This window comes from Mesorhizobium sp. M0028 (assembly GCF_040323855.1).
GTDB lineage: Bacteria > Pseudomonadota > Alphaproteobacteria > Rhizobiales > Rhizobiaceae > Mesorhizobium.
Genome location: NZ_JAMYVG010000001.1, coordinates 569,188 through 583,324 on the forward strand (window position 1 = coordinate 569,188; position 14,137 = coordinate 583,324).

Here is a 14,137-nt window from a genome sequence, read left to right on the forward strand (position 1 = left end):
CTTTTCTCTCCTGTCCCGCCTGTCCCAGTCCTATATCAGGCTGGCGGCATCGGGCCAAAGCGAATGCGGAAGCGCCGGTTCTCGCGGCCCTTCTTCTCGATCTTGCCGATATGGATCTCGCCGATTTCGCCGGTGCTCCTCACATGGGTACCGCCGCAAGGCTGGCTGTCGACCGAAGCATTCTCGCCGATGCAGACCAGCCTGATCTTTCCCGTGCCGGCCGGCGGCCGCACATTCTTGGATTTCACCAGGCTTGGATTGGATGCCAGCTCCTCGTCGGAGATCAGCCGGGTGAAGATCGGGTGGTCGGCCCGCACCAGTTCCATCAGCCTGGCCGTCACGTCTTCCTTGGTGAAGCCGGCATCCGGGATGTCGAAATCGATACGGCTGTCGTCCTCGGAAACCGCGGCACCGGTGATCGGGAACGGACAGACGACGGTAAGCAGATGGCAGGCCGAGTGCATACGCATCAGCAGCTGCCGCCGCGGCCAGTCGATGGCGAGCCTCATCCGCTCGCCCAACCGTGGAACCGCCTGCTCCGGCGCCGGCACATGGATGATCTCGTCCTTGGTTTCGCCGGTGATCGTAGCGGCAATCGCAATGCCGGTGCCGTCGGCGCGTTCGAGGCTGCCAGTGTCGCCCGGCTGCCCGCCCGATGTGGCGTAAAACACGGTCCGGTCCAGAATGATGCCGCCGCGATCGTTGACTGCGACGACGGTGGCGTCGGCCGTCCCCAGATAGGCGTCGTCACGAAACAGCGCTTCGGTCTTGTGCGCCATCACGCGACCCTTTCGAACGGCACCGAAATCGTGCTCCGTTGCTCCATCCAGCCCGGCACCGGCAGCTTCTTTTCGCGCAGGAATTCAGGATTGAACAGCTTCGACTGATAGCGCGTGCCGTAGTCGCAAAGCATGGTCACGATGGTTTGGCCGGGGCCTAGCTCGCGCGCCAGGCGAATGGCGCCGGCAATGTTAATGCCGGTCGAGCCGCCAACGCAAAGTCCCTCCTCCTGGATCAAGTCGAATACGATCGGCAGTGCGTCCTCATCGGGGATCTGGAAGGCAAAATCGGGTGTAAAGCCTTGGAGGTTGGCGGTGATCCGCCCCTGCCCGATGCCTTCGGTGATCGAACTGCCCTCGGATTTCAACTCGCCGCTGGTGTAGAAGGAATAGAGCGCAGCCCCCAGCGGATCGGCCAGTGCGATCTTGACCTGGCTGTTCTTGGCCTTCAGCCCGAAGCCAACGCCTGCCAGCGTGCCGCCGGAACCGACCGCCGACACGAAACCATCCACCTTGCCGCCGGTCTGGTTCCAGATTTCTTCGGCTGTGGTGCGGATATGGCCGTCGCGGTTGGCGACATTGTCGAACTGGTTGGCCCAGATCGCGCCGTTCGGCTCGGTCTTCGCCATCTGCTCGGCCAGCCGGCCCGACAGCTTCACGTAGTTGTTCGGGTTCTTGTAGGGCACGGCTGGCACTTCGATCAGCTCGGCGCCGAGCAGTTTGATCGTATCCTTCTTCTCCTGGCTCTGGGTATCGGGAATGACGATCACCGTGCGGTAGCCGAGCGCCTTGGCAACCAGTGTCAATCCGATGCCGGTATTTCCAGCCGTCCCTTCGACGATGACGCCGCCGGGCCGCAGCAGCCCGCGCTGTTCCGCATCGCGGATTATGAACAGGCCGGCGCGGTCCTTGACCGACTGCCCGGGATTCATGAATTCGGCCTTGCCCAGGATCTCGCAGCCGGTTGCTTCCGAGGCCTTGTTGAGGCGGATCAGGGGCGTGTTGCCGATCACGTCGATCACAGAACGGGGCATGGAGATTCCTTTGTGGGTGCGGCGAAACCCTAGAAACCCGACGCTTCGGTTTCAAGGCAAGAATTTGCCTGGTCCAGTCGCATTTCGCACACTGCAATTGCTGCAGCCAGGAGCGCCCGGCCGGCATTCATTTCAACCATGTACCGAAAAGCACTCTTTTCATTCGATTTCTTCACCGCTAGAGCACAGGCTAAGAAGAGCCGGCGGGGCGCAGCATGACACTCTATCGGGCCAATCCGAAGCATGGCGTCGCCTGGATTACGGGCGGCAGCAGCGGTATCGGCCGTTCGCTGGCCAAGGATCTTGCCGCTCAGGGCTATGTCGTCGCGGTGACAGCGCCCGATGACCATCCGATCGATACGCTCATCGTCGAGACGGCGCAGATGGCGGGCCGTGTCGTAGCCTTTCCCTGCGACGTGACCGACGAAAAACGCATGGCAAAGACGGTTGCAGCGATCGAGAAAGATCTCGGTCCAATCGTGTTGGCAGTGTTCAACGCGGGAAGCTATATCGCAACGCCGGGCGAGGATCTTGTCGCGCGCAATTTCCGTCGGTCTTTCGAAGTCAATTATTTCGGCATCATCAATGGCCTGCTGCCGGTCATCGAACGCATGCGCGTGCGCTCGCGCGGCCATGTCGTGCTGATCGGTTCGGTCACCGCCTATTTCGGCTGGCCCACGACCGCCGCTTATGGCGGCACCAAGGCGGCAGTCAATATCCTGGCCGAGTCGCTGAAATACGATTTCGACAAGATGAACGTCCGCATCCAGGTGATAAATCCGGGCTTTGTCGACACGCGGCTGACCGAGAAGAACTTCCTGCCGATGCCGGGCTTGATGCCGGTCAATCTGGCCTCGCGCCGCATCGCGCGAGGCATCGAATGCGGTGGCTTCGAAGTCACTTTCCCACGCCGCCTGAGCTGGACACTGAAGCTGCTCAGGATACTGCCGAGGCCGTTCTGCCGATGGGTGATCAGCACGGTCACCCGCTGGAATGCGCGGCCGCTGAATTTCGACCGCAAGCCACCGGTCGAATAGGATCCGTGATGGGGCGACGGATCATGTTTGCGGTGCTGGGTCTTGTCCTCATCCTTGTCCTGGCCTTGGCGCTTGGTCCGCGCGTCCTCGTCGAAACCACGATCCGTTTCGATCCCTCAGTGATCGGCGACGATCCGCAGGCCTATCTGGCGCGCCAGGAGGCGGCCGTGCCCGGCATCCGCGACGGGCTGGACAAGGAAATCATCTGGGCCGACCCGATGGTCCATGCCAAGACGCCATTCGCGATCGTTTACATCCACGGTTTTTCTGCGTCGAAGGGCGAGATTCGTCCATTGCCCGACGAGGTGGCCGACCAGCTTGACGCCAATCTTTTCTACACGCGCCTGAGGGGACATGGACAGGATGGCGCCGCGATGACGCAAGGCAGCGTCGGTGCCTGGATCAACGACTACGAGGAAGCGCTCGCTATCGGCCGAGCGATCGGCGACAAGGTGATCGTCATAGCCACCTCGACCGGCGGCTCGCTGGCGGCGTGGGCCGCGACGCAGCCAAGCGCATCGAACAGCGTCGCGGCGATCGCATTCATCTCGCCGAATTTCGGCGTCAAGGCTTCCGGCGCCGAATTGCTGACCCTACCGTGGGGCAGACAGATCGTCGAGCTCGTCGCCGGCAAGGAGCGTAGCTTCGTGCCACGCAACGCGCTGCATGAAAGGTTCTGGACCTAACGCTACCCGATCGCCGCGACATTGCCGATGGCGGCGCTGACAGAGCTTGCCTACGGCGCGCCGGTGGAGAAGACGTCCATCCCTGCCCTGTTCATCTTTTCGGATTCGGACAAGGTGGTACGACCAGATCGCACCCGCGAAATCGCGGCTCGCTGGGGCGCCGCACATGAATTGGTGCCGGTCGACGATACCGGCGACCCCGACAACCACGTCATTGCGGGTGACGCGCTGTCGCCATCGACCACGGCTTTCCTGGCGCAGCGGATTGTCGTGTGGGTCGAGGCGGTGGTGAAGTAACCAAAGGCCTCAAAGCAAAAGGGCGACCGGAGCATAACTCCGGTCGCCCTTTTCAATCGTGAGTGACCAAGCCAAGCTTGGCCGACCGCAACACGGTCAGGCTATGCGGCCCGCGCTGCCGGCCGCTTACCGCCGAAGCGGCGCTTGTTGTTGCCCTTGAAGGGCTTGGCGCCTTCCGGCTTGCGCTCGCCCGCAAAGGCTGGCTTGTCGCCGAACCGCTTCTTGCCGAAGCCGTTGTTTGCGCCGCCGGGCCGCCTGCCGTCGCGACGGCCATTGTGGTCGTTGCGATCATTGGCCGGTTCGAAACTACGCTCGTTCTTCTCGGCGGGATTGCGCTGTGGATCGGGGCTGCCGAGATGGTCGGCAACGATCGGCAGCTTGGTGCGGATGATGCGCTCGACCTGGCGCAGCTTGCTGTTTTCGGACGGGTCGCAGAGCGTGATGGCGATGCCGTCCATGCCGTTACGGCCGGTGCGGCCGATGCGGTGGACATAGCTCTCCGCCTCGTCCGGCAGGTCGAAATTCACCACATGGCTTATGCCCGGCACGTCGATGCCGCGCGCCGCAATGTCGGTCGCCACGAGAATGCGCACCGAACCCTCGCGGAAATCGTTGAGTGCCTTCTGGCGAGCGTTCTGCGACTTGTTGCCGTGGATGACGGCGGCCTTGAAGCCGTCACGCTCGAGATCCTTTGTCACCCTGTCGGCGCCATGCTTGGTGCGCGAAAAGATGATGACGGACTTCATCGCCTCGTCGGCAAGCATGTTGGCCAGCACCTGACGCTTCTGCTTGGTGCGGGCAAAGACGACGCCCTGCACGATCTCGGCGGCCGCGGTGCTGTGAGGAGCGACTTCGACGCGAATCGGGTTCTTCAGCAGGCCTTTCGCCAGTTCGGCGATTTCGGCCGGCATGGTTGCCGAGAACAGCACCGTCTGACGGTCCGGCGCCGTCGCCCTGGCGATGCGCTTGACGTCGTTGATGAAGCCCATGTCGAGCATGCGGTCGCCTTCATCCAGCACCAGCCATTTGGTGTCGGCAAGCACGAGGTCGCCTTCACGCACCAGGTCGGTCAGCCGACCTGGCGTTGCGATCAGGATGTCGACGCCGGGCGCAACCTTCTTCACCTGGCTGAAGCGCGAGACGCCGCCAAGCACCAGCGCTGTCGAGACATGCGCGCCCTTGGCAAGCAGCTTGATCATCTCCTCGATCTGCACGGCGAGTTCGCGCGTCGGCGCCAGGATCAGTGCGCGGGCTGTCTTCGGCCGGCGCTTGGTGCCAAGTGCGATGATCTTCGACAGGATCGGCAGCGCGAACGCCGCCGTCTTGCCCGAGCCGGTCTGGGCGATGCCGAAAATGTCGCGGCCTTCGAGCTGCGGCGGGATCGCCTGGGCCTGGATCGGCTTCGGATCGGTAAAGCCGGCGGCATTCGTGGCCTTGAGCAGTGCGCCGGTAATTCCAAGTGCGGCGAAACCGTTCAGTTCCCCAGCGTCCTTACCGGTCAAAGTGTTTTCATTGGTCAAAATATTCTTCTTTCATGCGGCTCCTGGCCGCAAACATCAATGGCGGCAGGGCGCAACCTGCCGTCGAAAATTGTCATGAAACGACAAGGCGGGCGGACGTTGTCGTCCGCACGGCAGCGCTGTCGTGCCCGCAGGCATCATGCCACGGGGCTTTTTCGCCACCTTGCCGATATGTCGGGAAGAGGGAAAACAGACGCAACCAGTCTCATTCATCGAGAAGGCCGGATTATCCCGGCCCAAGCGCCTATGCCGCCGCATATGGCCCAGTTCGCATCGAAATGCAAGGGGCCTGATGCTGCAGCGCAGCAAAAGCCATTAGGAAGCGGCGCTTGCGCTCTCCCCCAGGCATGATTACCACAATCAAGCTTTCCGTTTCGGGGACCGGTCATGAAGGACGTGCTGAAGGAACTCGAGCGCCGCCGCGAGGTCGCTCGCATGGGCGGCGGCCAGGCCCGCATCGACGCCCAGCACAAGAAGGGCAAGCTGACCGCCCGCGAACGCATAGACGTCTTTCTCGACGAGGGCTCGTTCGAGGAGTTCGACATGTATGTCGAGCACCGCTCGACCGATTTCGGCATGGAGAAAACCAAGATCGCCGGCGACGGCGTCGTTACCGGCTGGGGCACCGTCAACGGTCGCCCGGTCTATCTTTTCGCCAAGGATTTCACCGTGTTCGGCGGCTCGCTGTCCGAGGCGCATGCCGAAAAGGTGGTCAAGGTGCAGGAGATGGCACTGCGCAACCGCGCGCCGATCATCGGCCTCTACGACGCCGGCGGCGCCCGCATCCAGGAAGGCGTGGCGGCCCTCGGCGGCTATGCCGAGATCTTCCAGCGCAATGTACTGGCCTCCGGCGTCATTCCGCAGATTTCACTGATCATGGGCCCTTGCGCCGGCGGCGACGTCTATTCGCCGGCGATGACCGACTTCATCTTCATGGTCCGCGACACCTCCTATATGTTCGTCACCGGCCCGGATGTGGTGAAGACCGTCACCAATGAGACGGTCACCGCCGAAAGCCTCGGCGGCGCTTCCGTCCACACGACGAAGTCCTCGATCGCCGACGGAGCCTACGACAATGACGTCGAGGCGCTGCTGCAGATGCGCCGGCTGGTCGATCTGCTGCCCGCCTCCAACACGGCGGAAATTCCCGAGATCGAATGCTACCAATCGGTCACCGATCACGATCTGTCGCTCGACCGGCTGATTCCCGACAATGCCAACAAACCTTACGACATCAAAGAGTTGATCCTTAAAGTTTCCGACGAGGGTGACTTCTTCGAGATCCAGCAGAATTTTGCGAAAAACATCGTCACCGGCTTCGGCCGTATCGAGGGCCGCACCGTCGGCTTCGTCGCCAACCAGCCGATGGTGCTGGCCGGCGTGCTCGATTCGGATGCCAGCCGCAAGGCGGCTCGTTTCGTGCGCTTCTGCGACTGCTTCTCGATCCCGATCGTCACCTTCGTCGACGTGCCGGGCTTACTGCCCGGCACCGCGCAGGAATATGGCGGGTTGATCAAGCACGGCGCCAAGCTTCTGTTCGCCTATGCCGAAGCGACCGTGCCAAAGATCACCGTCATCACCAGAAAGGCCTATGGCGGTGCCTATGACGTCATGGCGTCAAAGCATTTGCGCGGTGACATGAACTATGCGTGGCCAACGGCGCAGATTGCGGTGATGGGCGCCAGGGGCGCAGTCGAGATCATCTATCGCAAGGATATCGGCGACGCGGAGAAAATTGCAGCGCACACAAAAGCTTACGAGGATCGCTTCCTGTCCCCCTTCGTTGCCGCCGAGCGTGGCTATGTCGACGAGGTGATCATGCCGCATTCGACCCGCCGCCGCATCGCCCGCGCGCTCAGGATGCTGCGCAACAAGGATATGCAAAACCCCTGGAAGAAGCACGACAACATTCCGCTGTGAGGCGTTGATGTCGCGCCTGGTCCTCTATGTAGGAGCGCGTTTCGGCAGGTTTGCCATCCTGCTCTTCGCCCTGCCGCTGTTTTGCCCAATACTCCTGTGGTTCTGGTTCCTCGATTGCTATCCGCTCGCTGTCATCGCGACTGGCGTTGTTGCAATCCCGGCCGCGATGCTGGCCATCGTTCTGTTGATCGGGACATTGTTCGCCGGTTTTCGACCCAGCAAGGTGGACGGGATTACTCGGGAATCAGCCCCGAAATTGTGGGCTGTCTGGGAGAGTATTGCCGGCAAACACCGCGCCAGCCGCACGAGCATCATCCTGAGCGACAATCTCAACGCTAGCATCGGTGAAGAGCGGCCGTTTCTGGGCCTGCTTGGTCGCAGGGCAATTCTCACCGTGGGCCTGCCGCTGCTCGCAGCGACCGACCAAAAGGGGTTTGCGGCGATCTTGGCCCATGAGGACGCCCATCTGAAAAATAAAGATACAAATGGCGGGCTCAACCTGGCCGAACTCGAAAAGAGCTTCGATCTAATCTTCGACTTCGCCCCACCGGGAAAAACCGTTTCAGGCAGCCTGTTCTACTGGATGCTTGGCCCGCTGTCGCGCACGCTGGAGCGCGAAGAAATACGGTTGTCGCGGCGGGCGGAAATTGACGCAGATCGTCATGCAGCGATGTCCGGCGATGCACATGAAACGGCGCGCGCCCTGCTGCTGATCGGTGCTGCCAGTACGTTCTTCGATGACCAAGTGTATATTCCGCTTAAACGTGAACTGCTTGGCACCATGGTACCGCCTCGTCCACCACTTGAAAGAGTTCTGGCGGCCGCCAGTCACCTGTCGAGGCTTCCCATCCTGCAAGAATATGCGCAAAAGGCCTGGGACGCGCCAGATAACGAAAGCGCGGATCATCCGCCCTGGTCCGAACGTTTGACTGCTCTTGGATTTAGCTCGGCTCCAGAGATAGAACCAGTTCTGGTTTCCGCCTTGTCGAGCCTGCTGAGCGATGAGATCGTCGCCGAACATGTCCGGCATTTCGACGGCGAATGGACATCGAAGATCGCCGACTATCTCGATCGATAGCTATCCACCTGAAACTATAGCGGCTAATGCCCAGTCGGCGCAGGCTATTCCGCTTCCGCCGCGCCGAACCCGGCTCCCATCGTCGCGCGGACGGCGCCCGACCATGGCGTGGCGTGATTGTCGATGCGCATCTGGAAGATAAAATAGGTCGGCGAGCAGAAGCCGATGCCTTTCACCTTGCCGAGGCCGGGCGTATCGGGCGGCAGCGACTGGCACATGTAATCTTCGCGGCAGAAATGGTCGGCCGAGCAGGCAGGACGATTGCCGCGATTGACAGCGCCGCCGAGGCACTGGTCGAAATTATTGGTCGCCACGCAGGTGTCGAATTTCTTGCCGCCGACGAGCCCGCAGATCTCGTTGGGCATCGGCTTGCCCGTCTTGAAGGCGGCAAAGCTGCGATCCCGGTCGTCGCAGCCGCGATAGGCGATACCCGCCGGCACACCGATCTTCGGCGGTCGGCAGGTGTAGGCGGCGCGCGAAATGCTTGGCGCGAACGCCGCGAACTGACCGGTGATGGTATACCGGTCATTGAAAGGCTGTGCCGGGTTGCTGGCGATGGATCCTGTTAAACAGGGGTGGCCGGAAAACATGTTTTCGCTATCCTTGGGCAGCAGGCATTGCGCCAGCTTGGTGCGCACGCCGGACACAGTCGCCAGTGGCGTGCAGACGGTGCCGCCGCCGCATTGCCATGTCGCACCGAAGCGGGCCGCATCTTCCGGCATGAAGCACGGCATCGCCATTTCGGCCGGCGAATAGGCGATTTCGCCGGCATCGTTCCATGTCGCCGGCGGCGCGAAGGACAGCGGGCGAAAGCGGTTCGGTTCCTTGCCGTCGGCAGTCGCGCGCAGCCAGGCGACGCGGCGCGGGATGTCGGCGTGGAGATGCGGCGAGATGCCAACCTCGATGCGGTTGAGCGGCGAGGTCGTCTTGTCGTCCAGGCCGATGAAATGGAAGCCGGCGGTCGAGCCCGCCTGATGGCAGCCCTGGCAGGCGCCGTTGTCCAGCCGCTCGACCAGTGCCTCCGGCGTGCGCACCAGCCTCAAGGCGGAATAATCGAGCCCGACAAAATCCGCAGGCTGGAATAATGGCGTAAACGGGTGGTTGGCCTGCCTTGCGCTGCCGAAGGTCGACCAGGAGATGACCTTCCTTGCCAAGAATTCATCGGGGATTTTGTAGATGCCGAGATCGACCGCCGCGACATTGGTGCGGACATAGTCGGCAAGTCTTGCTTTCAGCGCAGCGTCTTCGGCGAGACGTGCCGTGTCGGGCGTGTTTTCCAGCGGCTTTTCGCTGACAGCCGCTCCGTCGATGCCGAAAATTCGCATGAGATAGGCAGCCTGCCCGCCGAATTCGGTCTCCTGGCCGGAGGGGAAGCGCACCACTTGCGCATTGAGCTCGAGCTGCTTGAACGTGAGCGCCGTCCTTTCCAGCGGCCCACCGGTCAGCCAGCCGGCATCGACGCTCTCGTCGAGTTGTGGTGCCCAGCGTCCGGCGACGCCGACACAACCGCCGTCGGCATCCGGCGCGGCATTGTAGACGGCACTGAAATTGAACGGCAGGCGCGAGGCCAAAACCTTGCCGTTCTTCTTGAAGCCGTAGGCGAGGCGATAGATGAAGCGCACTTCGCCGCAACTCGTGTCGCCTTGCAAGGCGGCGAAGTCGCGCCGGTCGAGCCGGTTGACCACGCCGACAAGGCGGAAGCGTGCGGCCTCGGTCCTCAGCCAGCGCATGTCCATGACGCGGCCGACATTGCCGTCGGTCACCTCGTAAAGCGGCCGGCCGCCGGCCTTCATCTCGGCCCGCAATGCCGCGACGTCGCTTGCAATCGTTTCGACGATCGCGTGATAGGCCGGCGCCTTGTCGTAAAGCGTCTTCAAATCGCCCTTGCCGTCGACGCCGAAAATGCCGGCGAAGCCAAAGCCCTTGGCATCGAGAGCAGCAAGTACCGCTGGATCATCGACGATGGTCACCGGCTGCTCAGCGGCATTCGCCGACAGTGTCGCCAAAGCGGCCATGACGAGCGTGGTGAAAAGGAGTGCAATGCGTCTCATCGAAGGTCCGGCTGGCTTTCGATCAATTCCCGCAGCACTGGCACCAGAGCCGACGGTAGATCCTCGGCGATCAAGCCGGGCCCGAAACGACGGCCGGCCTCGGCGTGGATCCAGACCGCCGCGCAGGCAGCCTGGAAGGCCGCCATGCCTTGCGCCAGCAATCCGGCCGCGATCCCCGACAGAACGTCACCAGAGCCAGCCGTGGCCAGCCACGGCGCACCGTTGGCATTGATCGCGGCCCTGCCGTCGGGCGCCGCGATCACCGTGTCGGCACCCTTGTAGACGACAATGGCATTGGCGCGCTTTGCTGCTTCGCGCGCCTTGGTCACTTTGGACTGTTTTTTGTTCCCAGCGATATCTGGAAAAAGCCTGGCGAATTCACCCTCATGTGGCGTCAGCACCAGTGCCGGCGACCATGTCTGACGCGCTGCGTCGAACAGTGCCTGAGGCTGAAGCGCCAACGAGGTGATGGCGTCGGCATCCAGAACGATGGCACTGGCGTGAATTTCAGGCGTAGCCGCTGATGCGCGGGTCAGATCCGCGATCGCCGCAATCAACTGCAATGCGAAATCGCCGACCTTGGGTTTCGGCCCGAGCCCCGGTCCGAACACCAGCGCCTCGGGATGCCGCGCCACGAGGAATTCCTGCACCTCTTCGAGCGAGCCGGCCTCGCGCAGCATGATCGAGGTCAGATGCGCGGCGTTCACCTGCATGGCGTTTCCAGGTGAAAGCACAGTTACTGCCCCTGCCCCACTGCGAGCCGCGGCCATGGCCGACAACCTCGCTGCGCCCGTCGCACTCGGTCCGCCGGAAAAGACAGCAACATGGCCACGCTTGTATTTATGCGAATCGACAGCCGTTCTCGGGTAGTACCATCGCAGCCAAAGTTCCGGTGTGTTCTCGAACGCCGTGACCTTGAGCTGATCGATGATCCCATCCGGAATGCCGATATCGGCGACGATGATCTCGCCGCACAGCTCGCGCCCCGGCATCAGCAGATGGCCTGGCTTTTTCCGCACGAAAGTCACCGTGACCTCGGCCTGGAAGTGAGCGTTAGTCAAGCCGGTCTCGCCTGACACACCCGAAGGCAAATCGATCGAGACCACCGGGACGCGCTCAGCGCTGCTCAAGCCTGAGACGGCCAACGCATGCATCGAAATGTCCTTGGACAGTCCCGCGCCGTAGAGTGCGTCCACGACCACTTCACCCGCTTCCGGGTAGCAATGGCCAATGTGTTCCACGGGCAAGTTGCAGGCATCAGAGGCCAACGCGGCATCGCTTCCGGGTTTCTGCTTGCCTTCGGCCCATACGGCAACGCTCATGCCGGCCTCTGCCAACAACCGCGCCACGACATAGCCGTTGCCGCCATTGTTGCCGGGGCCGCACAGGACATGGACGCGTCTCGCCTGGGGATAGCGCGCCAGGACGACGGCAGCGACCGCTTCGCCGGCGCGCCGCATGAGGCCGAAGCCATCGAGTGGCCCGGCCGCAATCGCCAGCCGATCGGCCTCGGCCATTTCAGACGGAGACAAAAGTTCGTTGCTCATGGAATATCAGGCGACATGCACATCATTTCCCCAAGCATTGTCCAGTTTTTGATCCGACGCAAACAACGAAGGTCCCTAAGCAAAGTTGGCGGCGTACCTCGTTCGGGACGACGGCGCGCAGCTGCTCATGAAATATCCGATCTGCCCAATTTTTGTGCGGACGGCAGGACCGGCGGTGTGTAGGCTCGCGGTGTTCATGGCGCATCCGACGCAGCGAATGATGCGAATGTACATTCCTGCGCGGCATGGTATCCAAATCATGTGAGGCTGCTCGGCGCCCCATCAATTGGCACAGTTCGTGCTTGATTGAAGCGCAAGCGGGGCTCACAACCCGTCTTTTTTGGCAGTGGAGGCCACTTTTTACATGAAAAAGATCGAAGCGATCATCAAGCCGTTCAAGCTAGACGAAGTGAAAGAAGCGCTTCAGGAGGCCGGGCTGCAAGGTATCACCGTTACCGAGGCCAAAGGGTTTGGCCGCCAGAAGGGCCATACCGAGCTTTATCGCGGTGCCGAATATGTCGTCGACTTCCTGCCGAAGGTGAAAATCGAGGTCGTGCTCGGCGACGATGCGGTCGAAGCCGCGATCGAAGCCATCCGCAAGGCGGCCCAGACCGGTCGCATTGGCGACGGCAAGATCTTCGTCTCCAACATTGAGGAAGTCGTGCGCATCCGCACCGGCGAAACCGGCATGGACGCGGTCTGAATTTTCCCGTTAAAAGGCCATGTTCAAAACGTCATCACATAGGGAAGCAGGGACATGACGACAGCCAAAGACATCATGAAGCAGATCAAGGACAACGACGTGAAGTTCGTCGATCTGCGCTTCACCGATCCGAAGGGCAAACTGCAGCACGTTACGATGGATGTCGTCGAGGTCGAGGAAGACATGTTTGCCGATGGTGTCATGTTCGACGGTTCCTCGATCGCCGGCTGGAAGGCGATCAACGAGTCCGACATGGTGCTGATGCCCGATCCCGATACGGTGCATATGGACCCGTTCTTCGCTCAGTCGACCATGGTCATCCTGTGCGACATCCTCGACCCGATCTCGGGAGAATCCTACAACCGCGACCCGCGCGGCACCGCCAAAAAGGCCGAGGCCTACATGAAGGCGGAAGGCATCGGCGACCAGATCTTCGTCGGTCCTGAAGCCGAGTTCTTCGTGTTCGACGACGTCAAGTACAAGGCCGATCCCTATAATACCGGCTTCCGGCTGGATTCGACCGAATTGCCGTCCAATGACGACACCGATTACGAGACGGGTAACCTCGGCCACCGGCCGCGCATCAAGGGCGGCTATTTCCCGGTGCCGCCGATCGATTCGGCACAGGACATGCGCTCGGAAATGCTCACCGTGCTCGCCGAGATGGGCGTGCGCGTCGAAAAGCACCACCATGAAGTGGCCGCCGCCCAGCACGAGCTCGGGATCAAGTTCGACACGCTGGTCCGCAACGCCGACAAGATGCTGATCTACAAATACGTCGTGCACCAGGTCGCCAATGCGTATGGCAAGACGGCCACTTTCATGCCGAAGCCGGTATTCGGCGACAATGGCTCTGGCATGCACGTCCACCAGTCGATCTGGAAGGAAGGCAAGCCGACCTTCGCCGGCAACGAATATGCCGGCCTGTCCGAGAGCTGCCTGTTCTACATCGGTGGTATCATCAAGCATGCCAAGGCGATCAACGCCTTCACCAACCCGCTGACCAACTCCTACAAGCGCCTGGTGCCCGGCTATGAAGCGCCGGTGCTGCTCGCCTATTCGGCTCGCAACCGCTCGGCCTCGTGCCGCATTCCGTTCGGCTCGTCGCCGAAGGCCAAGCGCGTCGAGGTCCGCTTCCCCGATCCGGGCGCGAACCCCTATCTTGCCTTTGCCGCCATGCTGATGGCCGGCCTCGACGGCATCAAGAACAAGATCCATCCGGGACAGCCGATGGACAAGGATCTCTACGACCTTCCGCCGAAGGAATTGAAGAAGATCCCGACCGTCTGCGGCTCGCTGCGCGAAGCCCTGCAGAGCCTCGACAAGGACCGCGGCTTCCTGAAGGCTGGCGGCGTCTTCGACGACGACCAGATCGACAGCTATATCGAGCTCAAGATGGCCGAGGTGATGCGCTTCGAAATGACCCCGCATCCGGTCGAATACGATATGTACTATTCGGTCTGATCCGGATCGTTGCAGCCAACA

At 61.7% G+C, this 14,137-nt stretch carries 10 protein-coding genes and 1 pseudogene; 6 read left to right on the forward strand and 5 right to left on the reverse strand.

What is annotated here, in order from left to right:
- Window positions 1-35 precede the first annotated feature (35 nt).
- Window positions 36-779, reverse strand: a complete 744-nt coding sequence (locus NKJ93_RS02880; protein ID WP_023717545.1) for an alanyl-tRNA editing protein — start codon at window positions 777-779, stop codon at window positions 36-38.
- The gene (locus NKJ93_RS02885) at window positions 779-1,813 is read right to left on the reverse strand and encodes a cysteine synthase A (protein ID WP_023717544.1); all 1,035 of its coding nucleotides are present in this window, start codon (window positions 1,811-1,813) and stop codon (window positions 779-781) included. Before NKJ93_RS02885 ends, NKJ93_RS02880 begins: the two co-directional genes overlap by 1 nt.
- Window positions 1,814-2,028: 215 nt before the next feature.
- Here NKJ93_RS02885 and NKJ93_RS02890 point away from each other — a divergent pair, with 215 nt between their 5' ends.
- Complete coding sequence (locus NKJ93_RS02890) at window positions 2,029-2,850, forward strand: SDR family oxidoreductase (RefSeq protein ID WP_023717543.1); 822 nt, start codon at window positions 2,029-2,031, stop codon at window positions 2,848-2,850.
- An 8-nt stretch (window positions 2,851-2,858) separates the two neighbouring features.
- A pseudogene (locus tag NKJ93_RS02895) lies at window positions 2,859-3,833 on the forward strand (alpha/beta hydrolase).
- A gap of 101 nt (window positions 3,834-3,934) precedes the next feature.
- Here the strand turns inward: NKJ93_RS02895 and NKJ93_RS02900 are convergent.
- A complete protein-coding gene (locus tag NKJ93_RS02900; RefSeq protein WP_023717542.1) occupies window positions 3,935-5,353 on the reverse strand; it encodes a DEAD/DEAH box helicase in 1,419 nt (472 codons plus the stop codon).
- Window positions 5,354-5,740: 387 nt separating this feature from the next.
- Here NKJ93_RS02900 and NKJ93_RS02905 point away from each other — a divergent pair, with 387 nt between their 5' ends.
- Window positions 5,741-7,273, forward strand: coding sequence for an acyl-CoA carboxylase subunit beta (locus NKJ93_RS02905; RefSeq protein ID WP_352587564.1), 1,533 nt, complete (start codon window positions 5,741-5,743; stop codon window positions 7,271-7,273).
- 7 nt (window positions 7,274-7,280) lie between these two features.
- A complete protein-coding gene (locus tag NKJ93_RS02910) occupies window positions 7,281-8,351 on the forward strand; it encodes a M48 family metallopeptidase (RefSeq protein ID WP_352587566.1) in 1,071 nt (356 codons plus the stop codon).
- Window positions 8,352-8,395: 44 nt separating this feature from the next.
- Here NKJ93_RS02910 and NKJ93_RS02915 read toward each other — a convergent pair whose 3' ends face one another.
- A complete protein-coding gene (locus NKJ93_RS02915; protein WP_352587569.1) occupies window positions 8,396-10,402 on the reverse strand; it encodes a hypothetical protein in 2,007 nt (668 codons plus the stop codon).
- Window positions 10,399-11,949: an NAD(P)H-hydrate dehydratase gene (locus tag NKJ93_RS02920; RefSeq protein WP_352587572.1), complete on the reverse strand. Its 1,551-nt coding sequence runs from the start codon at window positions 11,947-11,949 to the stop codon at window positions 10,399-10,401. The genes NKJ93_RS02915 and NKJ93_RS02920 overlap by 4 nt, the downstream gene beginning before the upstream one ends.
- Window positions 11,950-12,313: 364 nt before the next feature.
- On the opposite strand from NKJ93_RS02920, the gene NKJ93_RS02925 reads away from it, so the two are divergent.
- The gene (locus NKJ93_RS02925; RefSeq protein ID WP_019857988.1) at window positions 12,314-12,652 is read left to right on the forward strand and encodes a P-II family nitrogen regulator; all 339 of its coding nucleotides are present in this window, start codon (window positions 12,314-12,316) and stop codon (window positions 12,650-12,652) included.
- A gap of 54 nt (window positions 12,653-12,706) precedes the next feature.
- Window positions 12,707-14,116, forward strand: a complete 1,410-nt coding sequence (glnA, locus tag NKJ93_RS02930; protein ID WP_023717536.1) for a type I glutamate--ammonia ligase — start codon at window positions 12,707-12,709, stop codon at window positions 14,114-14,116.
- The last annotated feature ends 21 nt before the right edge of the window (window positions 14,117-14,137 follow it).